Annotated in this window: 33 protein-coding genes; 15 read left to right on the top strand and 18 right to left on the bottom strand. The window is 73.9% G+C overall.

The window, feature by feature from the left end:
- The first annotated feature begins 41 nt into the window (after positions 1-41).
- The 6 genes from ABD363_RS17350 to ABD363_RS17325 all read left to right on the top strand — a co-directional run bounded on the left by ABD363_RS17350 (position 42) and on the right by ABD363_RS17325 (position 3047).
- Positions 42-419, top strand: a complete 378-nt coding sequence (locus tag ABD363_RS17350) for a hypothetical protein (protein WP_344604436.1) — start codon at positions 42-44, stop codon at positions 417-419.
- A 66-nt stretch (positions 420-485) separates the two neighbouring features.
- A complete protein-coding gene (locus ABD363_RS17345; protein ID WP_344604434.1) occupies positions 486-659 on the top strand; it encodes a hypothetical protein in 174 nt (57 codons plus the stop codon).
- 45 nt (positions 660-704) lie between these two features.
- Positions 705-1052, top strand: coding sequence for an HNH endonuclease (locus tag ABD363_RS17340; RefSeq protein ID WP_344604432.1), 348 nt, complete (start codon positions 705-707; stop codon positions 1050-1052).
- Between the two features lie 97 nt (positions 1053-1149).
- Positions 1150-1287 (top strand): hypothetical protein, encoded by a 138-nt coding sequence (locus ABD363_RS17335; protein WP_344604429.1) that lies wholly within the window; start codon positions 1150-1152, stop codon positions 1285-1287.
- Positions 1284-1550 carry a hypothetical protein gene (locus ABD363_RS17330; RefSeq protein ID WP_344604427.1) on the top strand — a complete coding sequence of 89 codons (267 nt, stop codon included), beginning with the start codon at positions 1284-1286 and terminating at the stop codon, positions 1548-1550. The genes ABD363_RS17335 and ABD363_RS17330 overlap by 4 nt, the downstream gene beginning before the upstream one ends.
- Positions 1551-1811: 261 nt before the next feature.
- Positions 1812-3047, top strand: coding sequence for a phage major capsid protein (locus tag ABD363_RS17325; protein WP_344604425.1), 1236 nt, complete (start codon positions 1812-1814; stop codon positions 3045-3047).
- A gap of 56 nt (positions 3048-3103) precedes the next feature.
- Here ABD363_RS17325 and ABD363_RS17320 read toward each other — a convergent pair whose 3' ends face one another.
- A complete protein-coding gene (locus ABD363_RS17320) occupies positions 3104-3301 on the bottom strand; it encodes a hypothetical protein (RefSeq protein ID WP_344604423.1) in 198 nt (65 codons plus the stop codon).
- A complete protein-coding gene (locus tag ABD363_RS17315) occupies positions 3298-3486 on the bottom strand; it encodes a hypothetical protein (RefSeq protein ID WP_344604421.1) in 189 nt (62 codons plus the stop codon). Before ABD363_RS17315 ends, ABD363_RS17320 begins: the two co-directional genes overlap by 4 nt.
- 154 nt (positions 3487-3640) lie before the next feature.
- Here ABD363_RS17315 and ABD363_RS17310 point away from each other — a divergent pair, with 154 nt between their 5' ends.
- A complete protein-coding gene (locus tag ABD363_RS17310) occupies positions 3641-3883 on the top strand; it encodes a GntR family transcriptional regulator (RefSeq protein WP_344604419.1) in 243 nt (80 codons plus the stop codon).
- Between the two features lie 47 nt (positions 3884-3930).
- On the opposite strand, the gene ABD363_RS17305 is transcribed toward ABD363_RS17310, so the two are convergent.
- The 11 genes from ABD363_RS17305 to ABD363_RS17255 form a co-directional block, all read right to left on the bottom strand.
- Positions 3931-4158, bottom strand: coding sequence for a hypothetical protein (locus tag ABD363_RS17305; RefSeq protein ID WP_344604417.1), 228 nt, complete (start codon positions 4156-4158; stop codon positions 3931-3933).
- Between the two features lie 149 nt (positions 4159-4307).
- A complete protein-coding gene (locus ABD363_RS17300) occupies positions 4308-6398 on the bottom strand; it encodes a cell division protein FtsK (protein ID WP_344604415.1) in 2091 nt (696 codons plus the stop codon).
- Positions 6399-6486: 88 nt separating this feature from the next.
- Complete coding sequence (locus tag ABD363_RS17295) at positions 6487-6663, bottom strand: DUF6257 family protein (protein ID WP_344604413.1); 177 nt, start codon at positions 6661-6663, stop codon at positions 6487-6489.
- Positions 6656-6862: a hypothetical protein gene (locus ABD363_RS17290; RefSeq protein ID WP_344604411.1), complete on the bottom strand. Its 207-nt coding sequence runs from the start codon at positions 6860-6862 to the stop codon at positions 6656-6658. Before ABD363_RS17290 ends, ABD363_RS17295 begins: the two co-directional genes overlap by 8 nt.
- A gap of 83 nt (positions 6863-6945) precedes the next feature.
- Entirely contained in the window at positions 6946-7251 is a 306-nt protein-coding gene (locus ABD363_RS17285) for a hypothetical protein (protein WP_344604409.1), read from the bottom strand.
- The gene (locus ABD363_RS17280) at positions 7248-7409 is read right to left on the bottom strand and encodes a hypothetical protein (protein ID WP_344604407.1); all 162 of its coding nucleotides are present in this window, start codon (positions 7407-7409) and stop codon (positions 7248-7250) included. Before ABD363_RS17280 ends, ABD363_RS17285 begins: the two co-directional genes overlap by 4 nt.
- A complete protein-coding gene (locus ABD363_RS17275; protein ID WP_344604406.1) occupies positions 7406-8692 on the bottom strand; it encodes a hypothetical protein in 1287 nt (428 codons plus the stop codon). The genes ABD363_RS17280 and ABD363_RS17275 overlap by 4 nt, the downstream gene beginning before the upstream one ends.
- The gene (locus ABD363_RS17270; RefSeq protein ID WP_344604404.1) at positions 8689-9009 is read right to left on the bottom strand and encodes a hypothetical protein; all 321 of its coding nucleotides are present in this window, start codon (positions 9007-9009) and stop codon (positions 8689-8691) included. Before ABD363_RS17270 ends, ABD363_RS17275 begins: the two co-directional genes overlap by 4 nt.
- A 190-nt stretch (positions 9010-9199) precedes the next feature.
- Positions 9200-9331, bottom strand: coding sequence for a hypothetical protein (locus ABD363_RS17265; RefSeq protein WP_344604402.1), 132 nt, complete (start codon positions 9329-9331; stop codon positions 9200-9202).
- Between the two features lie 2 nt (positions 9332-9333).
- On the bottom strand, positions 9334-9486 hold the full coding sequence (locus ABD363_RS17260) for a hypothetical protein (protein WP_344604400.1): 153 nt from the start codon (positions 9484-9486) through the stop codon (positions 9334-9336).
- Positions 9486-9908, bottom strand: coding sequence for a hypothetical protein (locus tag ABD363_RS17255; protein WP_344604398.1), 423 nt, complete (start codon positions 9906-9908; stop codon positions 9486-9488). Before ABD363_RS17255 ends, ABD363_RS17260 begins: the two co-directional genes overlap by 1 nt.
- A 313-nt stretch (positions 9909-10221) precedes the next feature.
- Between ABD363_RS17255 and purB the strand changes: the two genes are divergently transcribed.
- The 3 genes from purB (at position 10222) to ABD363_RS17240 (ending at position 13667) form a co-directional block, all read left to right on the top strand.
- Complete coding sequence (purB, locus tag ABD363_RS17250; protein ID WP_344604396.1) at positions 10222-11664, top strand: adenylosuccinate lyase; 1443 nt, start codon at positions 10222-10224, stop codon at positions 11662-11664.
- 13 nt (positions 11665-11677) lie between these two features.
- Positions 11678-12232: a G/U mismatch-specific DNA glycosylase gene (gene mug, locus ABD363_RS17245; RefSeq protein WP_344604394.1), complete on the top strand. Its 555-nt coding sequence runs from the start codon at positions 11678-11680 to the stop codon at positions 12230-12232.
- A gap of 265 nt (positions 12233-12497) precedes the next feature.
- On the top strand, positions 12498-13667 hold the full coding sequence (locus ABD363_RS17240) for an ROK family transcriptional regulator (RefSeq protein ID WP_344604392.1): 1170 nt from the start codon (positions 12498-12500) through the stop codon (positions 13665-13667).
- A 33-nt stretch (positions 13668-13700) separates the two neighbouring features.
- Here ABD363_RS17240 and ABD363_RS17235 read toward each other — a convergent pair whose 3' ends face one another.
- On the bottom strand, positions 13701-14462 hold the full coding sequence (locus ABD363_RS17235) for a GntR family transcriptional regulator (protein WP_344604390.1): 762 nt from the start codon (positions 14460-14462) through the stop codon (positions 13701-13703).
- 265 nt (positions 14463-14727) lie between these two features.
- Positions 14728-15612: an RNA polymerase sigma-70 factor gene (locus ABD363_RS17230; RefSeq protein WP_344604388.1), complete on the bottom strand. Its 885-nt coding sequence runs from the start codon at positions 15610-15612 to the stop codon at positions 14728-14730.
- A 278-nt stretch (positions 15613-15890) separates the two neighbouring features.
- Between ABD363_RS17230 and ABD363_RS17225 the strand changes: the two genes are divergently transcribed.
- From ABD363_RS17225 to ABD363_RS17215, 3 genes are all read left to right on the top strand, one after another.
- Positions 15891-17477 carry an alkaline phosphatase D family protein gene (locus ABD363_RS17225; RefSeq protein ID WP_344604386.1) on the top strand — a complete coding sequence of 529 codons (1587 nt, stop codon included), beginning with the start codon at positions 15891-15893 and terminating at the stop codon, positions 17475-17477.
- A gap of 71 nt (positions 17478-17548) precedes the next feature.
- Positions 17549-18094 carry an aldo-keto reductase family protein gene (locus ABD363_RS17220; protein WP_344604384.1) on the top strand — a complete coding sequence of 182 codons (546 nt, stop codon included), beginning with the start codon at positions 17549-17551 and terminating at the stop codon, positions 18092-18094.
- A gap of 438 nt (positions 18095-18532) precedes the next feature.
- Complete coding sequence (locus ABD363_RS17215) at positions 18533-19969, top strand: GNAT family N-acetyltransferase (protein WP_344604382.1); 1437 nt, start codon at positions 18533-18535, stop codon at positions 19967-19969.
- Between the two features lie 75 nt (positions 19970-20044).
- On the opposite strand, the gene ABD363_RS17210 is transcribed toward ABD363_RS17215, so the two are convergent.
- Complete coding sequence (locus tag ABD363_RS17210) at positions 20045-21232, bottom strand: trans-sulfuration enzyme family protein (RefSeq protein WP_344604380.1); 1188 nt, start codon at positions 21230-21232, stop codon at positions 20045-20047.
- A 61-nt stretch (positions 21233-21293) separates the two neighbouring features.
- Here ABD363_RS17210 and ABD363_RS17205 point away from each other — a divergent pair, with 61 nt between their 5' ends.
- Both ABD363_RS17205 and ABD363_RS17200 read left to right on the top strand, forming a co-directional pair.
- The gene (locus tag ABD363_RS17205; RefSeq protein WP_344604378.1) at positions 21294-21785 is read left to right on the top strand and encodes an Lrp/AsnC family transcriptional regulator; all 492 of its coding nucleotides are present in this window, start codon (positions 21294-21296) and stop codon (positions 21783-21785) included.
- 32 nt (positions 21786-21817) lie between these two features.
- Positions 21818-23506 (top strand): DUF885 domain-containing protein, encoded by a 1689-nt coding sequence (locus ABD363_RS17200; protein WP_344604376.1) that lies wholly within the window; start codon positions 21818-21820, stop codon positions 23504-23506.
- Here ABD363_RS17200 and ABD363_RS17195 read toward each other — a convergent pair whose 3' ends face one another.
- On the bottom strand, positions 23507-24352 hold the full coding sequence (locus ABD363_RS17195; RefSeq protein WP_344604374.1) for an SDR family oxidoreductase: 846 nt from the start codon (positions 24350-24352) through the stop codon (positions 23507-23509). It lies immediately after the preceding gene.
- 75 nt (positions 24353-24427) lie between these two features.
- The coding region (locus ABD363_RS17190) for an SbcC/MukB-like Walker B domain-containing protein (protein WP_344604372.1) at positions 24428-25112 on the bottom strand (685 nt) is incomplete at its 5' end.

The following is a 25112-nucleotide window of genomic DNA, read 5'->3' as shown; positions in this document are numbered from 1 at the left end:
GGCCGGCCGTGCCCCAACCTCGACACCCCGGAGGCGACCTCATGACGACCCGCACGCTCACCCACGACGACCAAAACCTCATCACCGACGACATCCGCGACCACGGCTACGCCATCTTCCAGACCCGCGTCGAGCGGATCCCCCGGCTCGTCAAGGGCCTCCCCTGCCAGGAGGTCGAAGGCTGCACCAGGCCCGCGACCCTCGCCACCCTCGCCGTCGACGCGGTCACCGAAAACGAAGACGGGCTCGGCCTGCAGCTCGTCAAGGACCCCGACGGCAACCCGGTGTGCATCGTCATCTGCGACGAGCACCGCCACCAGGCCAGCCACGACCTGTACTACACGCTGACCGGACGCCTCCGGCCCGACGGAATCCGCGCCTACGACGCCCCCGGCCGCCACATGGCCTGGAACTGCTGACCCGCACACGAACGGCCGGCCCGCGGGAACCGGGCCGGCCACCCCACCCACCGGAAGGAACCGAGCATGACCCCCGACGAGATCCGCCAGCAGCTCAACACCAAGGCCGCCCGTATCCACGCCCTCAACGACCTCGCCCCGCACGCCAAGCAGACCCTGCTCGCCCGCGCCTACGTCGAAGCCCGCGACGCCCTGCAGCGCATGCAGGCGTCCGGGCCCGGCCAGCCGCCCGCAGCGTGAGGAGACACCATGCCGACCGCACCACCCAGCAGATGCACTGAGCCCATGTGCAGGGAGCTGGCCACCAACCGCGGGCGCTGCGACGAGCACCAGCCGCGAGCCTGGGCCAACCGCGCCACCATGCGCGAGCGCTACGGCATCAGCAGCGGCAGCTGGCGAGCCCTGAAGCGGCGCGTCGCACGACGAGACAACGGCTGCTGCTACGTCTGCGGCGGACCACCCGACGAAGGCGAGACGCTGCAGCTCGACCACATCGTGCCCGTCGCCGAAGGCGGCAGCATCACCGACCTGGACAACCTCGGCCTCATCCACGCCGAGCCCTGCCACGCCGAGAAGTCCAAGGCCGAAGCCCTGCGCGGCAACCAGCGGCGCTGGGCCCGGGCCAGGGGGTAAAGGGACTTTCAATCGCTAGACGGTGCGCTCAGGGCGCCGCCGCGGTCAGTGAAAAAGATGTCTGCACAGAATCTGACATAGGGGGTCAGGAGGGATCATGGATGAGGAAGAGCAGCGGCAGGACGAGCAGCCGGCGGGCGGCCCGGTGGTGACGGTGCCGACGCTGGAGGGCCCGGTGTCGGCGCCGGCTGAGGCTGCGTCGCACTGGGACGTGCGGATCTGGGGGCGGTCGTGAGGGTGCGCACGCTGGACGGCTCGGAGGCCGCGGGCACGGTTCTGGTCCTGGAGGTGCTGGAGCACGCCGAGACGGCCCCTGGGGGCCCTTGGACGGCCGATCTGGGCATGGCCGCGGTGGTGGACGGCTCCGGGGCCGTGTGGTTCGTCGGCGACGGCGACGTGTCGCGGCTGGTGCCGCTGCCGTGCCGGTGCGGGCACGTCGAGCTGACGACGTACAGGAAGGGTGCGGAGGTCTCCCGCACGATCACCACCAACAGCTAGACTGATCGCAGGTTGATCAACGGCCCGTTTCGGCCCGCGAGATTCCATCCGTGAGCGTGACGCTTGCGAGAGGCCAGCAGCGGCCGGCGCTCCCCCGCCCGCCTGACTGTCCGCCTCTCGCCGGTAGTCCCCCGGATGTCTCGCCCGCTGGCGCCCGCGGTTGTGCGCCTCCGGCATCCACTGTCGAGCCCGCGTCGCTCCGGCCGCCTCTGCATAAGGCCACCGTCGAGCCGCCCGTTCCAGTGCGCCGGGAAGACACCCATGACTTCCCGAGAGGGCATCCCCATGCAGAAGAGCGTCGAGAAGCTGGCCGACGAGCTGAAGGCCACGGTCAAGCGCGCGCAGGACATCGCGGCCAAGGCGGAATCAGAGGGGCGGGATTTCACCGCGGACGAAGCGTCCGAGGTGGACGAGCTGCTGAAGGCCGGCAAGGGCCTGAAGGCCGAGCTGGAGAAGGCGAAGGCGTCGGAGACGATGCGGAACGCGCTCGCCGAGCTCGGGGAGGGCGTCGCCCCGGGTAGCGGCGGCTCGAAGGCGGCCGTGCACCCGCGGGTGAAGGCGTCGGGCGGCACGGACTGGGCCGACACGATGCTGAAGCAGGTGGCCGGCCCGCACGGCTACAAGGGCATCTTGGCGTCCGGCACCGTGGCCGTGTCGGTTCCGCTGAACCCGGAGCCGGTCCGTATGGACGTGCCGGTGCTGTCCATCCGCCAGCTGATGCCGAACGTGCAGAACACGACGGGCCGGTTCGCGTACATGCGGCAGGAGCTGCGGCAGAACAACGCGGCCGTGGTCGCGCACGGAGCGCTGAAGCCGGAGTCGAAGTACCAGCTGAAGCGCTACGACGACCGGGTGCGGACGATCGCGCACCTGTCGGAGCCGATCGCCAAGCAGGATCTGGACGACGTGTCGCTGCTGCGGACGTTCATCGACCAGGAGATGCGCCTGGGCCTGGACCTGGCGCTGGAGAACGAGATCCTGAACGGCGACGGCACGGGCGAGCGCTTCACCGGCATCGGCAACGTGTCCGGGTCGCAGATGCAGCCGTTCGACACGAACGTCCTCGTCACGACCCGTAAGGCGGTGACGAAGCTGGAGCGGTACGGCTACCTGGCGAACGCGGCGTTCGTCATGACCCCGGAGGACTGGGAGTCGATCGAGCTGCTGGCGGACGCCAACGGCCAGTTCTACTACGGCGGCCCGCAGGCCGCGGTGAACGCGTCCGCCCGGCGTCTGTGGTCGGCTCCGGTGGTCGTCTCCGACGCCGCCACCCCCGGTACCGCCTACCTGGCGGACTTCTCCCAGATGCAGCTGCAGGTGCGTCAGGAGGGCGTCCTGGACTGGTCGGAGAACGTGTACCGGCCGGATGCGCTGGGAGCGGGCGTGGGGGCCTCCGACTTCCAGACGAACATGGTCACCTTCCGGTTCGAGGGCCGTTTCGGGCTGGAGATCCTCCGCCCGTCGGCGATCGTCGAAGTCGACCTGACCGCGGCCTGATCCCAGAACGCACGAAGGCCCCCGTCCTCGATGACCGAGGCGGGGGCCGTGGCGTGTCAGGCGGAGGGCCGTTTGCCGCAGGGCGGCGCGCATTCGTAGACCTCGCTGTCGAGGACGTGGGCGCCGGACTGGCCGCGGGAGATGCCGGCGGAGGCGGCGCCACGCCACAGCGTCTTGCCGCACCAGACGCACGCCCACCCGGTGTACTGGGCGCGGGTGAGTTGGTCGACGGGCGGCGGCTCCGGTGCGGTCACGGCCGGTCCGCGAGCGGTACGAGGTCGTAGGCCTGGCGGCACGACGAGCACGCGAGGTGATGGCCGCGTTCGTCGATGCGGATGAGGCGCACGCCCCAGGCGTGGCCCTGGTGCCAGGCGCACCAGCCGTAGCCGGTCGGCCCGGGGGGGTCCGCGGGGCTGCTCTGCTGCGTAGGCTCTGCCATGTCGATGCTCCCCAGTAGCGTCGTCCACGCCCCCGGACCGGTCGCACGGTCGCGGGGGTTTCCTGCGTCTGCGCAGGCTATGCCTGCTTGTCAGGTGTTGTCAGGTGACGTCACCCGACGGGAAGCATCGTCGTATGGCTTCTACGGTCGATATATGACCTTGGACCTGGACGGGCCCGATCCTCTGTACGAGCAGATCGCGCAGATTCTCGCGGCCCGGATCGCCGCCGGCGACTACCCGCCGCGGCGCCGGATCCCGTCCGAGGCCGGGATCGTGGAGGAGTTCGGGGTGTCGCGGCCGACGGCGCGGGCGGCCGTGCAGCTGCTTGTCGAGCGGGGCCTGGTCCGCACGGTGCGCGGCAAGGGCTCCTACGTGGTCGACGACCCCCAGACATGAAAGCGGCCCCCGCCCCGGGGTCCCGGGGACGGGGGCCATCGTCATGTTCAGCGGGTGCCGGCCCGGTGGGTGCGGCGCCAGGCGTTGTGGGCGCGGCGGCCGGCGCGCAGCCGCAGCAGCCGGCCGCGGCAGCGCGGGCACGTCCTCGGCTTGCCGAAGCGCTGGACGGTGCCGGTGCCGGTGCACCTGCGGCAGGCGGCGAACGGCTTCACGGCGCACAACACTGCGTAGCCGCCGAGGCAGAGCAGCAGCGCGGCCGTCATAGCGAGTCCCATGGGGTGTCTTCCCTTCGGTTCCGGGGGTTCCCGGGGGTGGCAGGCGGCCTCTGCTAGGCGCTAGGTGCCTGTTCAGGGGCCGGATCGGGCGCTAGCGGGGCCGCTAGACCTAGCAGGGGCGGGTGCTAGGTCTAGCGGCCGTTTCGGGGTCAGGAGGCGAGCCGGTCGGCTTCACGGCGGGTGACGGCGGCGACGACGTCGGCCCGCTTGATGCCGCGCCGGTTGGCGCCTTCACCTTCGTCGGTGGTGCCCCACACCTGGCCCGAGTTGATGCCCCACGGCTTCACCGCGGCGGTGACGTTCTCGCCCTTCCAGTCGGCGTAGACGTCGGGGCGGAGCTCGGCGAGGCGGTCGGCGATCCGCTCGCACCAGACGGCCTTTTCGTCGGCGCCCATCACGGCCAGGACGTCGCCGAGGACGTCCATGCCGACCGTCTTCGCCGGCCCTTCTCCGATGGCGTGCCCGGTGATGTTGCCGTATTCCTCGCGCATCTTCCGGGCCCGCGCGGCGACCTGTTCGGCCTTGGGCGCGTCGACGAACGCGGAGGCGACGATGCGCGGGTCGTCGCCCTCACCGCCCATCCAGCAGATGCCCAGGTCGCGGCGGGAGAACATGGTGGCGCGGATGCCCGACTTGTACATGCCGGTGCCCAGCACCAGGTCGTTGGCGGTGTGGTTCATGACCTTCAGGCAGAACCGCAGGACCGCGTTGGCGGAGATGCCGGTGGGCAGGGACTTCGCGTCGGGGCGCTGGGTGGCGTACATGCCGACGATGCCCAGCGCCGGGCCGCGCTTGGTGATGTCCGTGCAGATGGACTCCAGCTCGGCGCCGTGCTTGTCGTGCTCGAACAGCACCTGGCACTCGTCGATACCGATGACGATGGGGTGCAGGCCCAGGGACTTGTCGCTGGCCAGGGCCGGGGTCACCTTCGACTCGGGGCAGCGGGAACGCGGCAGGGACCGGATCACCTTCGCCCGCCGGCGCAGTTCCTCTTTGACCTCCCGCAGCGCGTGCAGGATGTACTCGATGTCGTCGTCTTCCTCCCCGGACCGGTAGCGGTGGGCGACCGGCTCCAGCGGGCCGAGGTCGCCGGTGCCCTTCAGGTCGAACGCCAGGATCCACGACCGCGGGTCCAGGGCGGCGATCAGCAGCAGCAGCCGCAGCAGGAACGTCTTGCCCATGCGGGGGATGGACCCGATGACGACGGAGGCGAACATCAAGGTCACCTCCACCCACCGCATCCGCTGGTCGTTGCCGAACACGACGGGCTTGAACAGGTCGACCTGCCCGTCTTTGAGCAGCGGCCAGGCCGGCTTGCTGGTCTCGTTCATGGGCCGGTCGCCGACCCACAGCACCAGGCGCCCCTCGTGCTCGTCGGGGTCGCCGGACGGCCACACGCAGCCGACCTTGCGGCGCAGCCCGGAGGCCAGGGCTTCCCGCTTCTCCATGATGTCGTCGGGAGTGACGCCGTAGGGCAGATCCAGGTCGGCGCGGTAGCCGGGCCCGTCGCGGACGATCTCGCTGGTGAAGCGCATTCCGTCCATGTCGCCGCCGCGCTTGATGGCCGCCGAGATCCGCGGATTGCCGATGGAGTCCAGGCCGCGCAGCACGATCGTGCCGGTGAGCTTTTGCAGCTCGGTCCGCATCACCGCCGGGCCGATCACCGGGGCGTCGGGCTGCTGGCCGAAGTAGCCGCAGGTGAGCACGGCGCCGGCGGCGAACACCCACAGGAACGCGGGCGCCATGACGTACAGCCACAGGGCGAAGCCGGTCCCGAACACCGCGGCGACGGCGACGACCAGGCCGCGCAGCCGGACCCGGTTGCCGCGCAGCCGGGCCAGGTGCAGGTACTCGTCGACGTCCTCGGTGCGCACGGCGTGGTCGCGCAGCGGGGCGGCCTCCCGGTCCCACACCCACCGGTTGGCGGAGGCGATGAAGCGGCAGGCGCCGCGCGGGGACATCGCGGCCAGCTGCAGCCCGTACCAGGGCAGGCGCAGGCCGTGGTAGGCGGCGGCGTACCCGAGGCGGCCGGCGGCGTGCTGGGCGGCCGCGGTGAACTCGGCGCGGTCGCGCAGCCACGGGGGCATGATCGGCTTCCGCTTCTCGTCGACGACCCCGGGGCCGGGCAGGTTCGGGTTGTCGACGGGTACGGGCGTACTCGGTGTACCCGGCTGCTCGGGTACGGCGGGTACGGGTGTACCCGGGGCCTCGGTGGCGGCGGGGACGGTGGTGTCCGTCATGCTGGTTCCTCCGGTCGTTCTGATGGGCGGTCCGGGGCACGGGGCGGCCGGCGGTTCCTAGGCCGGGTACGGCCGCCCCGTGGCGTACCTACTTGCTGTGCTTGCGGCGGCGGGCCGTCTCCTCGATGCGCTCGATACGGCGCTGCAGGTCGCTGATGTCGACGTCCATGCTGGCCAGGCCGCGTTTGGCCATGCGGGCGGTCAGGGCGACGATCCGGGCTTTCTCGGCGGCGGTGAAGTCGCCGAAGGTGATGTCGTCAGCCACGGGTCGTCTCCATCTCAGGCAGAGCCGCGGTGGCGGCGAGGTAGGTGCGGGCGACGTCGGCGAGCGCGGCGGAAGCCGCGGCGAGCGCCTCGGCCTTGCCCCGCTGGTCGCCATAGGCGGCGCTCTCCGCGTGCCCGGCGAGCGTCTTCGCCCTCCCAGCGGCGTCCAGCGCCAGCGTCAGAGCCTCTTCACGGGTCATAAGTGGTCCTCTCGGGTGCGGGCCGGGACTGTCCCAGCTCCCCTCGACCGGGCCCGTGCGAGACGGGCCCGGCGGGCAGCCGGTCAGCGGCCCTTCTGCTGGAAGTCGCGCCACATCGAGCGCAGGACCAGGGCGAGGATTCCGACGGACACCGCGCCGATCGCCACCGCGACCGCGAACAGCGAGGCGACCAGGCCGACGGAGACGACGACCCCGCCGACGACGACCCACTTCCGCGCGTCGAACTCCGGCCGCGGCGCCGGGACCGGCTGCTGCTGCTGGTTGAGCAGCTGCTGCGCCTGCAGGACGGCCGCGATCAGCTTCAGCTGCTCGGCGTTGTCCGCGGCCTCGACCGCCTCCCGGGCGGCCTTCTCCAGGGCGTCGCTCATCGCGCCGGCCTCCTTGTCGAACGGGCCCGCAGTCCGGCCGCCAGACCGAGGGCGAACGCGGCGGGTACGGGCTTGACCAGCAGCTCAGCAACCGGCGTCAGCAGGGACGGGTACAGCAGGTACAGGGCGAGTACGGCGCCCAGCAGAACCCACTTCACGACGCCACCCCCGTCCCGGCGAGCGTCGGCAGCGCCTCGCGGAAGCCGTCCTGCAGCTGCTTGGCCCGGGTCTGCCCGACCCGCAACCGGGCCTTGATCTCGCGGATGGAGGGGACGTCACCGGCCAGCAGCTCGTCCTTGAACTGCTCCGCGGCCCAGCCCAGGCCCAGCTCGGTCAGCGGGTCCTCCTGCGCCGGGTTGCTCTCCGCGGCGGGTACGGGCTCGGTCGGCTCCTCGGGCACGTACTCGGCGTGTACCTCGGCCCGGGTACGGGGCGTCTCGGCGGCGAGCACCGCGGGCTGCTCGGACGGCACCCACTGCTGCGTCATGTGGTCGAGCCGGTACGTCTGCGGCTCGGGCCGGGCCACGATCGGCAGCAGCCGTACCCCGGCGGGTACAGCCTGGGGAGGCTCCGGGTACGCCTCGGGTACGTACTCCAGCTCCTTCGGCTCGTCGTACTCGGGAGCCGGTTCCGGCTCGGGCTGCCACGGGGAGGGCAGGTCGATCGTGGCGAGTGCGGAGGCGTGGCGGCGGGCGGCGAGCAGCTCCAGCAGCTTCGTGCGCTGCTCTTCGGACGCGCCGGCCTGGGCCTTGCCGACGGCGACGGACAGGCGGCGGGCGACCCGGGCGCGGCCGCGGGCGTCGGGGGCCATGTCGGCGAGCTTGGCGGCCAGGGCGACGGCCTTCACGGTCCACCGGTCGCGGGTGATCTGCTCCGCGGACCGGTCGCGGGTGGCCAGGCCAAGGCGGGACAGCAGCCGCTCGCGTACCTCACGGGCGAGTACAGCGGGCAGGGAGACGGACTCGGCGTCCGGCTTGGCGTGCCGCAGCTCGATACCCATGGCCAGGTGCCACAGGACCGCGGCGAGTACGGGGCCGACGACCGCGCGGACGGTGCCGCCGACAATGCCGCTCTCCGAGTACGCCGGGATTACCTGTACTCCGGTGATCACCCACACGAGTACACCGGGTGTACCCGGGGCGCCCTGGGTACGCAGGTTCTGCCGCGCCATCAGGGCCGTCGCCAGCAGCGCCAGCTCGGCGGCGGCGAACATCGCGGCCCGCTCCGGGGTCGACGTCATGCCCAGCTCGTGCTCGGCGAACCGCCAGCTGGTGTCCGCGCTGTACGCGGTGCAGGCGGCTGCGGCCAGGGCGGCGACCGCCACCGCGGCCGGGGTGCGGCGCAGGGGCCGCAGCAGGACCGCGGCCACGGCCAGGACGGCGACGCCGGCGGCGACGGCCGCCCACGGATGGGCCTGCGCCCACGCGGTGAGGGTGCTCATGCGCCCACCCCCGGGCGGGGCAGGGCGCGGCACTTCTCCGCGTGGGCCTGGGCGTAGTCCTGGAGCCGACGGACGACGCTGCGGTAGCCGTCGTGGCCCCACGGGTCCTCGTCGGCGTCGAACCAGAACTCGGTGCCGTAGCGGGTCCAGTCGCACAGCTCGCCGGTGCAAGCGGTGCTCAGGGTGTGGCCAAAGCCGGTGCGCCACGGGGCCGTTTTGTCGAGGACGTCGGCGGTGGCGCCGCCGACGGTGAGGTAGCGGGCGATGACGCCGGCGGGCCACTCGGCGGACTGGGTGGTCTGGGCGTTGTTCAGCATGAGTCGTCGACTCCTTCAGCGACACGCACCACACGGTGCGCGGCCAGGCAGACGCCCTCACGGTCGCCGCGGTCGACGGCGTCGACCAGGGCGGCCATCAGGGCAGGGACAGGGGGAAGGGGCCGGGCCGACCGGCCCGCCGCGCGCAAGGCGGCGGACTCGGTCGGCCGGCGCACCGGCCAGCGGGCGGTCATGCGGTTTCGCCGCGGGCGGCGGCGAGGCGGGCGGCTTCAGCGCGGGCGGCCTCGGCGGCCTCGGCGGCCTGGCGGGCGGCTTCGATGCGCTGCTGCGCCAGAGCGTCGGCGGCTTCCTGCTCCGTCACCGTCACCACCCCCTCACGCGCATCGCGCGGCGGCGGTCGGCGGCCTTACGGGGCAGCGGCGGCAGGTCGGGGGTCTTCTCGACCCGCGTCAGGTCCACCGACTCGACGGGCAGCTGGTAGCGGGAGCGGTCGACGTTGCTGTTACGGCGCGGCATCAGGCGACACCCCCCTGGCGGACGCGGCGCAGCGCCTCGTCCATGTCCGGGTCGGAGTCGCCGTCGTCGGCGGCCGTGTGGGAGGTGACGATCGGCGCCGGCATCGGCGGCACGTCCACGCCGAACGCCTGCGCCAGCAGGTAGCGGGCGACGGTGTCGTGCTCCAGCTCCGACCGGCCGCGCGGCATCGTGAGCAGCAGCTCACCGGTCTTCCGCTGGACGACCGCGCCGAAGAAGTCGGCGTCCGTGATCCCGGAGTCGATGAGGGTCACGCCCAGCTCGTTGACGAGCACGGGCAGGGGGGTGTCCATCAGGCGGTCGATGGACGGCTTGGCCACGGCCCGCGACTTCTCGGCGGCCGTCGGCTGGGAGGGAATGCCCGGCAGGGCAGAGACGTGCTGACTGATGGCATGATTCGCCATAGCGGTTCTCCTGGTGATGTCAGGAAGTTCCGTCAGGCCCCTTCACGGTGCGGGAACACCGGGTTGGGGCCGCCCCCGTTTCTGGGGGCCTATGCCCCTATCTAACAGCACCTGTTCCTACTTAGCAACACCTTCCGGAGCGAATCCGGAGCGTTACCAGCACGGGGCGGACAGCGTGCGCGTCTCACGCACGTCTCACATCCGTCTCACGGACGACAGCACGCCGACCCCCACACATGGCCTCTGACCTGTGGGTTCCTACATCGCATGGACGGGACGGAGCCTGTATGGACGGGTAGTAAACTCCGTACCCGTGACTTCCGCTCCCGCCAAGCCCCGCATCCCGAACGTCCTCGCCGGACGCTACGCCTCCGCCGAGCTCGCCACGCTCTGGTCGCCCGAGCAGAAGGTGAGGCTGGAGCGGCAGCTCTGGCTCGCCGTGCTGCGGGCCCAGAAGGATCTGGGCATCGAGGTGCCGGACACGGCGATCGCCGACTACGAGCGGGTGCTCGACCAGGTCGACCTGGCCTCGATCGCCGAGCGCGAGAAGGTCACGCGGCACGACGTGAAGGCGCGGATCGAGGAGTTCAACGACCTCGCCGGGCACGAGCACGTGCACAAGGGCATGACCTCCCGCGACCTGACGGAGAACGTCGAGCAGCTGCAGATCCGGCTCTCCCTGGAGCTGATGCGCGACCGCGCGGTGGCCGTGCTGGCGCGCCTGGGCAGGCTGGCCGGCGAGTACGGCGAGCTGGTCATGGCCGGCCGCTCGCACAACGTGGCCGCGCAGGCCACCACCCTCGGCAAGCGGTTCGCGACCGCCGCCGACGAGCTGCTCGTCGCCTACGGCCGCCTGGAGGAACTGCTGGCCCGGTATCCGCTGCGCGGCATCAAGGGCCCGGTCGGCACCGCGCAGGACATGCTGGACCTGCTGGGCGGGGACACCGCGAAGCTGGCCGAGCTGGAGCGGCGGATCGCCGCGCACCTCGGCTTCTCGCAGGCGTTCACCTCGGTCGGCCAGGTCTATCCGCGCTCGCTGGACTACGAGGTCGTCACCGCGCTGGTGCAGCTGGCGGCGGCGCCGTCGTCGCTGGCGAAGACGATCCGGCTGATGGCCGGGCACGAGCTGGTCACCGAGGGCTTCAAGCCGGGCCAGGTCGGCTCCTCCGCGATGCCGCACAAGATGAACACCCGTTCCTGCGAGCGCGTCAACGGCCTGATGGTGATCCTGCGCGGCTACGCCTCGATGACCGGGGAGCTGGCGGGCGACCAGTGGAACGAGGGCGACGTGTCCTGCTCGGTGGTGCGCCGGGTCGCGCTGCCGGACGCGTTCTTCGCGCTGGACGGCCTGCTGGAGACGTTCCTGACGGTGCTCGACGAGTTCGGCGCGTTCCCGGCGGTCGTGGCCCGTGAGCTGGACCGCTACCTGCCGTTCCTCGCCACCACCAAGGTGCTGATGGGCGCGGTGCGCGCGGGCGTCGGCCGGGAGGTCGCGCACGAGGCCATCAAGGAGAACGCGGTCGCCACCGCGCTCGCGATGCGCGAGCGCGGCGCCGAGCGCAACGACCTGCTCGACAAGCTCGCCGCGGACGAGCGGCTGCCGCTGGACCGTGCCGGGCTGGAGGCGCTGATGGCCGACAAGCTGTCCTTCACGGGTGGAGCCGCCGACCAGGTCGGCGTCGTCGTCGGCCGCATCGAGGAGATCGTCAAGCAGCATCCGGAAGCCGCGGGCTACACGCCCGGGGCGATCCTCTGACCCGCCGCGCCCCGTGCCCCGCTTCACGGCCGAGGAATTGGAGGCCGCCCGCGACCGCCTGGTGCCGGACGTCGTCGCGGACGGCCTGCGCGTGCTGTTCTGCGGCATCAACCCCGGTCTGATGACGGCCGCGACGGGCCATCACTTCGCCCGTCCCGGCAACCGCTTCTGGCCGGTGCTGCACCGGTCCGGGTTCACGCCCAGGCTGCTGAAGCCGTCGGAGCAGCAGGAGTTGCTGACCTACGGGCTGGGCATCACGAACGTCGTCGCGCGGCCCACCGCGCGGGCGGACGAGCTGACCGCACAGGAGTACCGGGAGGGCGGCCGCCTGCTGGCGCTGAAGGTGGCGCGGCTGCGGCCGCGCTGGCTGGCCGTGGTGGGGGTCACGGCGTACCGGGCGGCGTTCGACGACCGCAAGGCCCGGGTGGGTCCGCAGCAGCGGACGATCGGGGACACGCGCGTGTGGGTGCTGCCCAACCCGAGCGGGCTGAACGCGCACTGGACCACGGAGACGATGGCGCAGGAGTTCGCGCGGCTGCGGGCCGCCGCGGAGGCCGTGCGGGACTGAGGGCTCACGGCGGGTCCGTCCGCGTGCCGGCGGCCCGGAGCCGGACCTCGCCCGTCTCCTCCCGGCCGGCGGCGGCCGCAGCGGTCCGGGGCGTCCGCGGGAAACCGCCTGACCCTTCCGGAGCCTGACGGGACGTCAGGCGGTTCGTCCGGACCGTCCGGACTGTCCGGACCGCCCGGCGGCCTCGTGACGGACCGGCACTCGCCGGGGACCGGCGTGCCGAGTACGATCCGGCCAACACGCGCACGAGCGGGGAGGGCGGACGGTGGCACGGCTGACCGGCGGGGATCCCTCGCTGCTGCGGAGGATCAACTCCGCGGTGGTGCTGCACGCGCTGCGCGCCGCCGGCTGCGGGACGCTGACGGAGATCACCCGGGTGACGGGGCTGTCCCGGCCGACCGTCGAGGGCGTCGTCGAGGGACTCATGGAAGCCGGGCTCGTCGTCGAGAAGGCGGCCGAGGAGGGCGCGGCGCGGCGTCAGGGGCGGCCGGCGCGGCGGTTCCGGTTCCGGGCCGAGGCGGGGCACCTGCTGGGCCTGGAGATCGGCGCGCGCCGGATCGCCGTGCTCCTCGCCGACCTGGACGGCCGGGTGATCGGCGCCCAGACCAAGGACGTCGACGAGACGGCCTGCGCCGAGGAGCGCCTGGAACGGTCGCGCGGCGCGGTCGCCGAGTTGCTGCGCCGGGCCGGGGTCGCGCGCGGGTGCCTGCGGGCCGTGGGGGTCGCCACGCCGGGGATCGTCGAGGCGGACGGCACGGTCCGGCTGAGCACCGCGCTGCCCGGGTGGACGGGGCTGCGGCTGGGCGAGCGGCTGAACCGGTCCTTCAAGTGCCCGGTGCTGGTCGAGAACGACGCCAACGCGGCGGCGGTCGCCGAGCACTGGAAGGGGGCCGCCGCCGAGTCCGACGACGTGGTGTTCGTCCTGGCCGGGCTGAGCCCCGGCGCCGGTTCGCTGATCGGCGGGCGGCTGCACCGGGGGTTCGGCGGGGCCGCCGGGGAGATCGGGGCGCTGCACCTGCTGGGCCGGGAGGCCGCCCCGGAGACCCTGCTGTCCACCACGGACGAGCCGCTGCACCCGCTCGACGAGCAGGCCGTCGCCCAGGTCTTCGCGCAGGCCCGGGAGGGCGACCGGCGGGCGCTCGCGGCCGTCGACCGCTTCATCCGGCGGCTGGTCCACGACGTGGCGGCGCTGGTCCTCGCCCTCGACCCGGAGCTGGTCGTGATCGGCGGCTGGGCGACCGGGCTGGACGGCCTGCTGGAGCCGTTGCGGCGCGAGCTGGCCCGCTACTGTCTGCGCCCGCCGAGGGTGGCGCTGTCCCGGCTGGGCGAGGCCGCCGTCGCGACGGGCGCCCTGCGGCTCGCCCTCGATCACGTGGAGGAACAGCTCTTCGCGGTGGAGGGCACGGTGACGGCACGGCACCGCACGCTCCGGTGAGACCCGGTGCGTGCCGCCCGTCCCGGCGGCCGGTCAGGAGGCCCGGCTGTGCGGCCCGTGGTGGATCTCCACGCCGCCCGAGTCGCCGAAGGTCAGCCGGCAGGTGTCCGCGCGGTACGTGGCGACGGAGAGCGCCGCGACGCGGCCGTCCGCGATGTACCGGGTGGTGACGACGAGGACGGGCGCGCCGGGGAGCCGGTCCAGTTCCCTGGCGTCGTCGGCGCGCGCCGAGCCCAGTTCCACGGCACTCTCCCGTCCCTCCAGCTCCAGGCGCTGCAGTTCGCGCAGGACGGCACGCGCGCGCGCCGGCCCGGACGGCGTGTCGATGGCGGAGAGGTCGGGCACCGACGCGGAGGGGACGTACAGCAGTTCCGCCGCCACCGGCCGGCCGTGTGTCGTCCGGGAGCGGCGCACGGTGTGCACGGGCTCGTCGCGGCCGGTCCCCAGGGCGTCGGCGACGGCGGCCGGCACAGCCGTCCGCGCGCAGTCGACGGGCTGCCAGGCGTCGCCGGGCGCTCCCGGCCAGACGTGCTGCTCGGTGCCGACGGCCACGCCGACGCGCGGCGGCGCGACCGTCGTGCCGACGCCGCGGCGGCGCTGCAGCCGGCCTTCCAGTTCGAGCTGTTCCAGGGCCTGGCGGAGCGTGGCGCGGGCGACGCCGAAACGGGCGGCGAGGTCGCGTTCGTTGGGCAGGATCTCGCCCACGGAGAACTCCGAGTCCAGCGCTTCGCTGAGCACGGTCTTGAGGTGCCAGTACTTCGGTTCCGGCACCGTTTCCAGCTGCGTGGTCCCCACCCTGTCCTCCGCGTGTTCGCTGTGGCCCGGCGGCGTTTCGGCGCCCTTGTTTATTAAAGGTTGTTGCACTTGTCTGCGACCATAGGACGGCCCTCCCCCTTGGTCAAGACCAATCCTCGGCCCCCGCGCGCCGCGCGGGGGCGCCGTCATGAAGGGTTCACGAGGCGTTCGCACCGGGTCGTCCGCGTGGCACGGCGGCGAAGCCCCCGGCGCGGGCGGGGACTTGGCCGGGGCGGCCGGTCCGGCGGGCGCCGCCCGGCGGGCCCTAGAGTCCGGCCAGGGACCGGAGCTTGTCGGGGTTGCGGATGATGTACACCGCCTGGATGCGTCCGTCCGCGACGTCCAGCTGGAAGACGGCGTCGGGCTCGTCCCCGGACAGGGCCAGCGCGGCGGGGCCGCCGTTGAGCTCCAGGAGGCGCACGGACAGCTCCGCGACGCCCTTGCGGACGGCTCCGACGAGGAAGCGGCCCACCTTGTCGGCGCTCTCCAGCACCCGCAGCGGCGCCTTGGCCTTCCCGCCGCTGTCGCCCACCAGCCGGACGTCCGGGGCGAGCAGCTCCATCAGCTCCTCCAGGTCGCCCCCGGCCGCCGCCGCGAGGAACCGCTCGGTGAGGGCACGGCGCTGGACCGGGTCGACCTCGTAGCGGGGCCGCCGTTCGTCGACGTGCCTGCGGGCGCGTCCGGCGAGCTGGCGCACCGCCGTCTCCGTGCGGTCGAGCATGGCGGCGATGGCGGCGTACGGGTAGCCGAAGGCCTCCCGGAGGACGAACACCGCCCGCTCCAGCGGGGACAGCGACTCCAGGACGACGAGGACCGCGAGGGAGACGGAGTCGGCGAGCACGGCCCGCTCGGCGGCGTCCGGGACGGTGTTCCCGAAGTCGGTGACGTACGGCTCGGGCAGCCACGGGCCGACGTACGTCTCGCCCCGCGCCTTGATCTGGCGCAGCCGGTCGATGGCGAGGCGGGTGGTGACGCGCACCAGGTAGCCGCGCGGCTCGCGCACCTCGCCGCGGTCGGCGCCGGACCAGCGCAGCCAGGCCTCCTGGACCACGTCCTCCGCGTCGGCCACGCGCCCCAGCATGCGGTAGGCGACGCCCAGGAGGACGGAGCGGTGCTCCTCGAAGACTTCGGTGGCGGTGTCGGTGGTCACGGCCCCATCCCAGCGGACGGGTCCGGCCGTGTCCAGGCGAGGGCACGGGCCGGGCGCGGCCGGGACCGACGCCGGCGGGCCGCTGCCGCGACGCCCGCGCGGGGGACGGGGCGGGAGACGGGGCGGGGAAAGGAGCGGCCGGCAGGGGGGACGCCCGGGGACGGGCCCGTCCGCCCCTGCCGCGCCCCGTTGTTCACCCGCGGTTTGCGTGCGCGCCGCGGCGCACCGGTAGGTGTGGCACCGCACACTGGCCGAATCCCGTCCCTGGAGGCGCAGCCATGTCAGACCGTCCGCTCCCCGGCCGTCGCAGCGTCCTGCGCGGCTCGCTCGCCGCCTCGGCGGCCCTGACCCTGCCCACCGCCCTCGGCGCGGCACCGGCGTTCGCCCGGTCCGGGCGGCCCGTGGCGGGCTGGGGGGTGCAGACGGGTGACGTGACCTGCGACTCCGGTCTGGTGTGGGTGCGCTCCGACCGTCCGGCCCGGATGATCGTCGAGACGTCCGCGACCGAGTCGTTCCGCAACCCGCGCCGCCTGTACGGTCCGCTGCTCGGCGCGGACACGGACTTCACCGGCACGACCCGGCTGCGCGGGCTGCCGCCGGGCGAGCAGATCCACTACCGCGTGCTGCTCGCGGACCCCGACGACCCGCGCCGCACCGGTGAGCCGGTCACCGGCACGTTCCGCACGGTGCCGGCCCGGCGGCGCGACGGGGTGCGCTTCCTGTGGTCGGGCGACCTGGCGGGGCAGGGCTGGGGCATCAACCCGGACCTCGGCGGCTACCGCATCTTCGACGCGATGGCCCGGCTGGACCCGGACTTCTTCCTCTTCAGCGGCGACACCGTCTACGCCGACGGCCCGCTCGCGCCGACCGCCGCGCTGCCCGACGGCGGCACCTGGCGGAACATCATGACGGAGGAGAAGGCCGAGGTCGCCCAGACCCTGGCCGAGTACCGCGGCAACTTCCGCTACAACCTGCTCGACGAGAACCTCAGGCGGTTCAACGCCCAGGTCCCGGCCATCGTGCAGTGGGACGACCACGAGGTCCGCAACAACTGGTACCCGGGCCAGGTCGTCGCGGACACCGACACCCGCTACACCGAGAAGAGCGTCGACGTCCTGGCCGCCCGGGCCCGGCGCGCGTTCAGCGAGTACTACCCGGTCTCCACGCTGCGTCCGGGCGCGCGTGAGGGCCGCGTGTACCGGGTACTGCGGCAGGGTCCGCTGCTGGACGTGTTCGTGCTGGACATGCGGACGTACCGCAACGCGAATTCGGCCGGCGACCAGACCGTCGACCCGCAGGGCATCCTCGGCCGGGAGCAGCTGGAGTGGCTCAAGCGGGAGCTGTCGCGGTCGCGTGCGGTGTGGAAGGTGATCGCCGCCGACATGCCGATCGGCCTGGTCGTGCCCGACGCCACCGAGGGCAGGCCGAACTTCGAGGCCGTCGCGCAGGGCGACCCGGGCAGGCCGCTCGGGCGCGAGCTGCAGATCGCCGAGCTGCTGCGGTACGTCAAGCACCGGCGGATCACCGGCACCGTGTGGCTGACGGCCGACGTGCACCACACCTCGGCCCAGCACTACCAGCCGTCCCGGGCCGCGTTCGGCGACTTCGAGCCGTTCTGGGAGTTCGTCTCCGGGCCGCTCAACGCCGGCGCCTTCCCGGCCAGCGCGCTCGACGACACCTTCGGTCCGGAGCGGGTGTTCGTGAAGGCGCCGACCGTCTCGAACGTCTCGCCGGCCGGCGGCTACCAGTTCTTCGGCGAGGTCGACATCGACGGCGACAGCGGGGAGATGACGGTGCGGCTGCGCGAGCAGGACGGCACCGTGCTGTTCACGAAGGTGCTGCAGCCGGGCCGGGTCGGCCAGTGACTCCCCCGCCGCCGCTTCCGCCCCGTCCGGGTGCTGCGGGAGCGGCGGCCGACGGGGAGAAGCCGTACGCGGTGCCGGACGGCTTCTCCCCGCACGAGCACGCCGAAGTCCGCACCCGGGTCGCCGGCCGCGACGTCGGGCTGGTCCTCCCGCCGGCCCACGGGTCCTGGCTGAACCGGATCGCGTCCGGGTCCGCAGCCCCGCGCCGCTCCGCCCCGGACGGCACCGGCCACCGCGCCCACGACGAGCGGAACGCCGCCGGCGCCGCCTGCGTCCGCCGGGGGAACGGTCGCGCGGGGCCGAGGACCCGCTTCGCACCCGGATCGCCGTCCGGCGTCGAACGCGAAGTGCTGCCGGTCGCGCAGCGCCATGGGGTGGGCACGCTGGCGTCGGGCCCGCTCGGGCGACGGCTCACGGGACGCGTCCGCACGGGCGAGCGGAACGAACTGCGCCGCGCCGGCTTCTTCCAGCACCTCAACGACGGGCACCGCCTCGACGCCGTCGAGCGGTTCGTCCCGCTCGCCGAGGAAGCGGGCTTGCCGCTGACCCGCCTCGCCAGGGCGTCCGCGACCGCCCACCCCGGCGTGACCAGCGCGCTCGTCGGCCGCGCACGATGAGCCACCTCGACGACCTGTTCGCCGGCGTCGCCGTGGCGCTCACCGACGACATCCTCGACCGCCTGCCCCGTCCGGTCCGCCCATCCGACGGGCGGCACGTCGATTGCGCGGCCGGCGATGCGAGACGAGCCACCAGCCCGAAGGGCGCCGCACGCCGGTGCCGTCCCCGGGGCGCGGCACGCCCGTGTCCGTGCGGGCCGTGGTCCGTCGACGCCCTCTCGCGCCGGAGTCCGCGGCGGGCGGACCGCGCCCGGGGCCGACGCCCGCCGCGCCCTGCGGGCGGTGTGGCGGAAAAGGGGCGGCCCTTCCGTCCCCCTTCCGCCACGCCACACCAACCGAAAAGACGACAAAAGGCACAGATGCAGCTTTACTTCTAGGTCACAGAGCGTTCGTGATCACGCAACACCATTCCTTCACAGTGGCTGTATGAATCGAAAAATGTCTGGTGTGACCCGCATGAAGCACGGCCGGCCCGTACACCACTGGCGGCGGGACGTGGTCGAGCTCGCCGCCCTGTTCACGGCGGTCGCGGTCGCGGACACGGCGGCGAACCTGGTGGGACACGGCCCCGACGGCCCGGAGCTGCTGGTGGTCTCGGCGGTCGTGCTGATCGCCACGGCGGCCTTCCACACCTGGTGGGCACGGCGCCACGGCCATGCGCCGCCGGCGGACGATACCGGTGCCCGGCCGCCGTCCGGCGGGCGGCGGGCCGGGCCGTCCGCCCCGGGCGACGGGGCGGACGGAGCCGCGGACGGGGAGTGCGCGCTGTGGCGGATGCGGACGACGGTGAAGGACCAGCCGGGGTCGCTGGCCGCGCTGTGCACGGCCCTCGCCGGACGACGGGTCGACATCCTCAGCCTGCAGACGCATCCGCTGGCCGCGGGCACGGTGGACGAGTTCCTGCTGCGGGCCCCGGCCGGGCTCGCCGGGTCCGAGCTCACCCGGACCGTGTCGCTGGCGGGCGGCGCCGACACCTGGATCGAGCGGGCCGACGCCCACGACCTGGTGGACGCGCCGACCCGGGTCCTCGGACTCGCCGCCCGCACCGCCCTGGACCCGGCGGAACTGCCGCTGGCGCTGCGGCAGTTGCTGGGCCGGTGCACGATCCGGTCGCTGCCCGCCGCACCGGCCGGCGTCGGCCGGGAAGCGCGGGCCGTGCCGGCGGACGGGGTCCTGGAGGACACCGTGATGCGTCTGCGCGCGCCGGAGGGCGGGGTGATCACCGTGGAGCGGCCGTACCTGCCGTTCACGCCCACCGAGTTCGCCCGGGTGCGGGCGCTGGTGGAGCTGGACGCCCGGCTCGGTCCGCGGGTCCCGCGCGACCGGGACGTGCTGACGCTGCCCGAGGGCGGCGCCATCACCGTGCGCCGGGCCGGCCCGGACGACGTGGAGGCCGCCAGGGCGATGCACGAGCGGTGCTCGACGCGGACGCTGGCGATGCGCTACCACGGCCCGGTCGGCGACGCGGACCGTTACCTGGACCACCTGCTCAGCCCGCGGTTCGGCCGCACCCTCGCGGTACAGACCGCGTCGGGCCGCGTCGTCGGGCTCGGCCACCTGCTGTGGGACGGGGACGAGACGGAGGTCGCGCTGCTCGTGGAGGACGCCTGGCAGCGTCGCGGCATCGGCGGCGAACTGTTGCGCCGGCTGGTGGCGATGGCCACCGAGGCGGGCTGCGAGAGCGTGTACGCCGTGACGCAGGCGTCCAACACCGGCATGGTCGCCGCGATGCGGGGCCTCGGGCTGCCCCTCGACTACCAGATCGAGGAGGGCACCCTGGTCGTCACGGCCCGGCTGCGGGAGGCCCCGGCCGACTCGCCGCTGCCGTACGACGAGGCGCGGGAGCCGTACGGGGAGCGGGTCGCGCGGGACTGAGACGCGGTTGCGCGGTGCCCCGCCAGGGGGAACGGCCCGGCGTCCGCCGGGCCGTTCGGCGTACCGGCCGCCCCCTCACCGCCTCGTCGGCGCCGGCCGCTCCCCCAGCGCCCGGTCCAGGTCGGCCCACAGGTCCTCGACGTCCTCCAGGCCGGCCGACAGGCGCAGCAGCCGGTCGCTCACCCCGGCGCCGCGGCGGTCGTCGGCGTCGACGACGCGGTGGCTGATCGACGCCGGGTGCTGGATGAGGGTGTCGACGCTGCCGAGGCTCACGGCCGGGGTGATCAGCCGGACGCCGCCGACGACCGCGTGCGGGTCGCCGCGCACCTCGAAGGAGACCATCGCGCCGCCGATGCGCGGGTAGTGGACGCGGGCCACGCGCGGGTCGCCGGCGAGCCGGCGGGCGAGTTCGGCGGCGTTCGCGGAGGCGGCCCGCACCCGTACCGGGAGGGTGGCGAGTCCGCGCAGCAGCAGATAGCCGGCCAGCGGGTGCAGCACGCCGCCCGTGGCGAACCGCACCCGCCGCAGCCGCCCCGCGAACTCCTCGTCGCAGGCCACCACGCCCGCCATCACGTCCCCGTGCCCGCCGAGGTACTTGGTGGCGCTGTGCAGCACCAGCCGCGCGCCCTGCCCGGCGGGGCGCTGCAGCACCGGCGTGGCGAAGGTGTTGTCCACCAGCAGCGGCACGGACCCGCATCCGTGGGCGACCGCCCGCAGGTCGAGTTCGGCGAGCGTGGGGTTGGCCGGGGACTCGACCAGCACCAGCCCGGTGTCCGGGCGCAGCGCGTCCGCGATGCCCGCCGGGTCGGTCCAGGTGACCTCCGAGCCGAGCAGCCCGGCGGTCAGCAGGTGGTCGCTGCAGCCGTACAGCGGCCGCACGGCCACGACGTGGCGCAGGCCCGCCGCGGCCCGGACCAGCAGGACGGCGGTCAGCGCGGCCATGCCGCTGGCGAACGCGACCGCGGCCTCGGTGCCCTCCAGGCGGGCCAGCGCGGTCTCGAACCGGGCGACGGTGGGGTTGCCCAGCCGTCCGTAGACGGGCGGGCCCTGCAACGCGGCGCCCGTGGTGGCGAAGGCGTCGAGGCGGGCGGCCTCGCCGCGGCTGTCGTACGAGGGGTAGGTGGTGGACAGGTCGATCGGCGGGGCGTGCAGCCCGTGCCGGGCGAGGTCGTCCCGCCCGGCGTGCACGGCCTCGGTGGCCAGAGCCCTGGGCGCGGTGGCGCGTGCGCCGTCGGGCGACGCGTGCGTGATCGCTGGGTCCATGGACGCCAAGGGTGAACACCGGCCGGGCCGGTGGGCGGGAATCCCGTGCTACGTTCGGCGCATGACCGAGTCCGTCGTACTGGATCCGGTGGATCTGCGGCTGCTGCGGCTGCTGCAGAACGACGCCCGGACCACGTACCGCGACCTCGCCGCGCGAGTCGGGGTGGCGCCGTCGACCTGCCTGGACCGGGTGACCCGGCTGCGCCGCTCGGGCGTGATCCTCGGCCACCGGCTCGAAGTGGATCCCGCCAAGCTGGGACGAGGGCTGCAGGCGCTGCTGTCCGTGCAGGTCAGGCCGCACCGGCGGGAGTTGGTGGGGCCGTTCGTGGAGCGGATCCGGGCGCTTCCGGAGTCGCGGACCGTCTTCCACCTGACCGGGCCGGACGACTACCTCGTCCACGTCGCGGTCGCCGACATGGCGGATCTGCAGCGGCTGGTCCTGGACGAGTTCACGGCCCGGCGCGAAGTGGCGCGGGTGGAGACCCGGCTGATCTTCCAGCAGTGGGAGTGCGGGCCGCTGCTGCCGCCTTCGCCCTCGGCTCAATCCGGATGACGCGCGGCGGACCTCGTACGAGGATGGTCCGCATGTCACAGACCAACAGCTCGCTGCCCCGCGAGGTCGCCGACGCGTACGTCGACGACCTCATCGCCCTCGACCCGGTCACCGGCACGTACCTCGGCGTCCCGGAGAGCTCCGGCCGCCTGCCCGACTTCTCGCCCGCGGGCCGGGAGGCGCTGGCGCAGCTGGCGCGGACCACGCTCGCGCGGCTCGACGAGGCGGAGCGCCGGCCCGGCGCGGACAGCGACGTCGAGCGCCGGTGCGCGCGCCTGCTGCGCGAGCGGCTCACCGCGGAGCTGGCCGTGCACGAGGCCGAGGAGGGCCTGCGCTCGGTCGGCAACATGGGCACGGCCGCGCACGCGGTGCGCGAGGTGTTCACCGTGACGCCGACGCGGACGCAGGAGGACTGGGCGGCGATCGCCGAGCGGCTGCGCGCGGTGCCGGCCGCGCTGGCGGGCTACCGGGAGTCCCTCGCCCTGGGCCTGGAGCGCAAGCTGTACGCGGGCCCGCGGCCGACCGCCACGTTCGTCGGGCAGCTCGGCGAGTGGGCGGACACCGGCCAGGGGCGCGGCTGGTTCGAGGACTTCGCCGCCGCCGGGCCCAACGCGCTGCGCGCGGAGCTGGACGAGGCGGCCCGGGGCGCGACCGCGGCCGTGGCGGAGCTGCGGGACTGGATGCGCGACGTGTACGCGCCGGCGATCGAGGGCGCCCCGGACACGGTGGGCCGGGAGCGCTACGCCCGCTGGTCGCGCTACTACAACGGCACGGACCTCGACCTGGACGAGGCGTACGCCTACGGCTGGTCCGAGTACCACCGCATCCTGGCCGAGATGCGGCAGGAGGCCGAGAAGATCCTGCCCGGCGCCGCCACCCCGTGGGTGGCGCTGGCCCACCTCGACGAGCACGGCCGGCACATCGAGGGCGTGGACGAGGTCCGCGACTGGCTGCAGGGCCTGATGGACCAGGCGATCGAGGCGCTCGACGGCACCCACTTCGACCTGGCCGAGCGGGTGCGCAGGGTGGAGTCGTGCATCGCCCCGCCGGGCAGCGCGGCGGCGCCCTACTACACGCCCCCGTCGGAGGACTTCTCGCGCCCGGGCCGCACCTGGCTGCCGACGATGGGCCAGACCCGGTTCCCGGTGTACGACCTGGTGTCGACCTGGTACCACGAGGGCGTCCCGGGCCACCACCTCCAGCTCGCGCAGTGGGTGCACGTGGCGCGGGACCTGTCCCGCTACCAGGCGTCCGTCGGCATGGTCAGCGCCAACGCCGAGGGCTGGGCGCTGTACGCGGAGCGCCTGATGGACGAACTGGGCTTCCTCACCGACCCGGAACAGCGGCTCGGCTACCTCGACGCGCAGATGATGCGGGCCGCCCGCGTGATCGTCGACATCGGCATGCACCTGGGGCTGCCGATCCCGGCGGACTCGCCCTTCCACCCGGGCGAGCGCTGGACCCCGCAGCTGGCGCAGGAGTTCTTCGGGGCGCACAGCAGCCGTCCGGCGGACTTCGTGGAGAGCGAGCTGACCCGCTATCTGACGATCCCCGGGCAGGCGATCGGCTACAAGCTCGGCGAGCGGGCCTGGCTGCTGGGCCGGGAGAACGCGCGCAGGCGGCGCGGCAGTTCCTTCGACCTGAAGGCCTGGCACATGGCCGCCCTCTCGCAGGGCTCGCTGGGCCTGGACGACCTGGTGGACGAGCTGTCCCGGCTGTGATCAGCGCCGGAAGCCCCCTTCGGAGCCGATGACCTGACCGGTGACCCACTCCGCCTCGTCCGTGGCGAGCCACGCGATGAGGCGGGCGGGGTCGTCGGGCATGCCCCACCGCCCGGCGGGGAACATCGCGGCGATCGCGTCGTACGCCTCGCCGGTCAGCCAGCCGGTGTCGACCGGGCCGGGGTTGACCGTGTTGACGGTGACCGCGTGCTCGGCGAGCGCCGTCGCCAGCGAGCGGGTGATCGAGGCGAGCGCGCCCTTCTGCAACGCGTAGGCGATCTCGCCGGGCATGCCGCCCGCGATGTCCTGGCCGGAGGTCATCATCACCACGCGCCCGCCCGGGGTGCGCGGCGGCAGTGCGGCGCGCTGCCGGGCGTAGGCCTGGACCAGCAGCAGCACCGAGCGGGTGTCGACCGCCCAGTGGGCGTCCAGCGTCGCGGCGTCGATCGCGTCGAGCGGGCCGTCGGAGCCGTTGAGGGCGTGGTTGGCGACCAGGATGTCGAGCCGGCCGCCGAGCGCCTCGGTGGCCCTGGCCAGGAGTCCGGCCGGCGCCGCCGGGTCCGCGAGGTCGCCGGGCTCCTCGACCACCCGGGCGTCCGGGTCGCCGAGCGCCGCGCGCACGGAGGCGACCACGTCCTCGATCCGGTCGGCGCCCCACGGCATGGCGGCGTCGTGCGGCACGTGGTGGTGCAGGCAGACGCTCGCGCCGTACGCGGCGAGCCGCCGGGCCACGGCGTGGCCGATGCCGCCGCGTCTGCTCGCCCCGGTGACCAGGGCGGTCCGGCCGCGCAGCGGCAGGGGGTCGCGGCGCAGTTCCTCGGGTGCGGGATTCGGGAGTCGGGACACGAACGACCATGATGGGCGGCGGGCGGGCGCGGCGCACGTCATTATCGGCGGCCCGGCGTCCCCCGGCCGCCGGGCTCACCCGACGCCCCGCAGCCGCAGCGTCGACCCCGAGCGTCCCTTCACCACCTCCACCTGTGCGTGGATCCGCCGCCGCAGGTCGGCGACGTGGCTGACGATGCCCACGCTGCGGTCCCGTTCGCGCAGGGAGTCGAGCACGTCGAGGACCTCGTCGAGGGTCTGGTCGTCGAGGCTGCCGAACCCCTCGTCGATGAAGAGGGTGTCCAGCCGGACCCCGCCGGCCTCGTCGGTGACGACGTCCGCGAGGCCGAGGGCGAGGGCGAGGGAGGCGAAGAACGTCTCACCGCCCGACAGCGTCGCCGTGTCGCGCTCCCGCCCGGTCCAGGCGTCGACGACGTGCAGGCCGAGGCCGCTGCGGCCGCGTCCGGTGCGGTCGTCGGAGTGGACGAGGGTGTACCGGCCGGACGACATGCGCTGCAGCCGTACGGTCGCGGCGGCGGCCACCTGCTCCAGCCGGGCGGCGAGCACGTACGCCTCCAGGCGCATCCTGCGCTCGTTCTCCGCCGAGGTGCCCGCGGTGAGGCCGGCCAGGCGGGCCACGCGGTCGTACTCCTCGCGCAGCGGCGCCAGCCGCCGTACGCCGGCGGCGGCGCGGGCGGAGAGGCGGTCCAGCCCGGCGCAGCGGCGGGCGGCCGCGGGGCGCGCGGAGGCGGCCTCGCGCAGCCGCCGGGCCGCGGCGGCC

The organism is Streptomyces glaucus, from assembly GCF_039533365.1.
GTDB lineage: Bacteria > Actinomycetota > Actinomycetes > Streptomycetales > Streptomycetaceae > Streptomyces > Streptomyces glaucus.
The sequence above is the reverse complement of the archived record's forward strand: the minus strand, read 5'-3'. Positions and strand labels throughout refer to the sequence as shown.

Bases quoted from the DNA above. Each gene is read 5' to 3' on its own strand.
- ABD363_RS17350 (WP_344604436.1), top strand. From the start codon at position 42: ATGACGACCCGCACGCTCACCCACGACGACCAAAACCTCATCACCGAC.
- ABD363_RS17345 (WP_344604434.1), top strand. From the start codon at position 486: ATGACCCCCGACGAGATCCGCCAGCAGCTCAACACCAAGGCCGCCCGT.
- ABD363_RS17340 (WP_344604432.1), top strand. From the start codon at position 705: ATGTGCAGGGAGCTGGCCACCAACCGCGGGCGCTGCGACGAGCACCAG.
- ABD363_RS17335 (WP_344604429.1), top strand. From the start codon at position 1,150: ATGGATGAGGAAGAGCAGCGGCAGGACGAGCAGCCGGCGGGCGGCCCG.
- ABD363_RS17325 (WP_344604425.1), top strand. From the start codon at position 1,812: ATGACTTCCCGAGAGGGCATCCCCATGCAGAAGAGCGTCGAGAAGCTG.
- ABD363_RS17315 (WP_344604421.1), bottom strand. From the start codon at position 3,486: ATGGCAGAGCCTACGCAGCAGAGCAGCCCCGCGGACCCCCCCGGGCCG.
- ABD363_RS17310 (WP_344604419.1), top strand. From the start codon at position 3,641: ATGACCTTGGACCTGGACGGGCCCGATCCTCTGTACGAGCAGATCGCG.
- ABD363_RS17305 (WP_344604417.1), bottom strand. From the start codon at position 4,158: ATGGGACTCGCTATGACGGCCGCGCTGCTGCTCTGCCTCGGCGGCTAC.
- ABD363_RS17300 (WP_344604415.1), bottom strand. From the start codon at position 6,398: ATGACGGACACCACCGTCCCCGCCGCCACCGAGGCCCCGGGTACACCC.
- ABD363_RS17290 (WP_344604411.1), bottom strand. From the start codon at position 6,862: ATGACCCGTGAAGAGGCTCTGACGCTGGCGCTGGACGCCGCTGGGAGG.
- ABD363_RS17285 (WP_344604409.1), bottom strand. From the start codon at position 7,251: ATGAGCGACGCCCTGGAGAAGGCCGCCCGGGAGGCGGTCGAGGCCGCG.
- ABD363_RS17275 (WP_344604406.1), bottom strand. From the start codon at position 8,692: ATGAGCACCCTCACCGCGTGGGCGCAGGCCCATCCGTGGGCGGCCGTC.
- ABD363_RS17270 (WP_344604404.1), bottom strand. From the start codon at position 9,009: ATGCTGAACAACGCCCAGACCACCCAGTCCGCCGAGTGGCCCGCCGGC.
- ABD363_RS17260 (WP_344604400.1), bottom strand. From the start codon at position 9,486: ATGCCGCGCCGTAACAGCAACGTCGACCGCTCCCGCTACCAGCTGCCC.
- ABD363_RS17255 (WP_344604398.1), bottom strand. From the start codon at position 9,908: ATGGCGAATCATGCCATCAGTCAGCACGTCTCTGCCCTGCCGGGCATT.
- ABD363_RS17225 (WP_344604386.1), top strand. From the start codon at position 15,891: ATGTCAGACCGTCCGCTCCCCGGCCGTCGCAGCGTCCTGCGCGGCTCG.
- ABD363_RS17215 (WP_344604382.1), top strand. From the start codon at position 18,533: ATGTCTGGTGTGACCCGCATGAAGCACGGCCGGCCCGTACACCACTGG.
- ABD363_RS17210 (WP_344604380.1), bottom strand. From the start codon at position 21,232: ATGGACCCAGCGATCACGCACGCGTCGCCCGACGGCGCACGCGCCACC.
- ABD363_RS17205 (WP_344604378.1), top strand. From the start codon at position 21,294: ATGACCGAGTCCGTCGTACTGGATCCGGTGGATCTGCGGCTGCTGCGG.
- ABD363_RS17200 (WP_344604376.1), top strand. From the start codon at position 21,818: ATGTCACAGACCAACAGCTCGCTGCCCCGCGAGGTCGCCGACGCGTAC.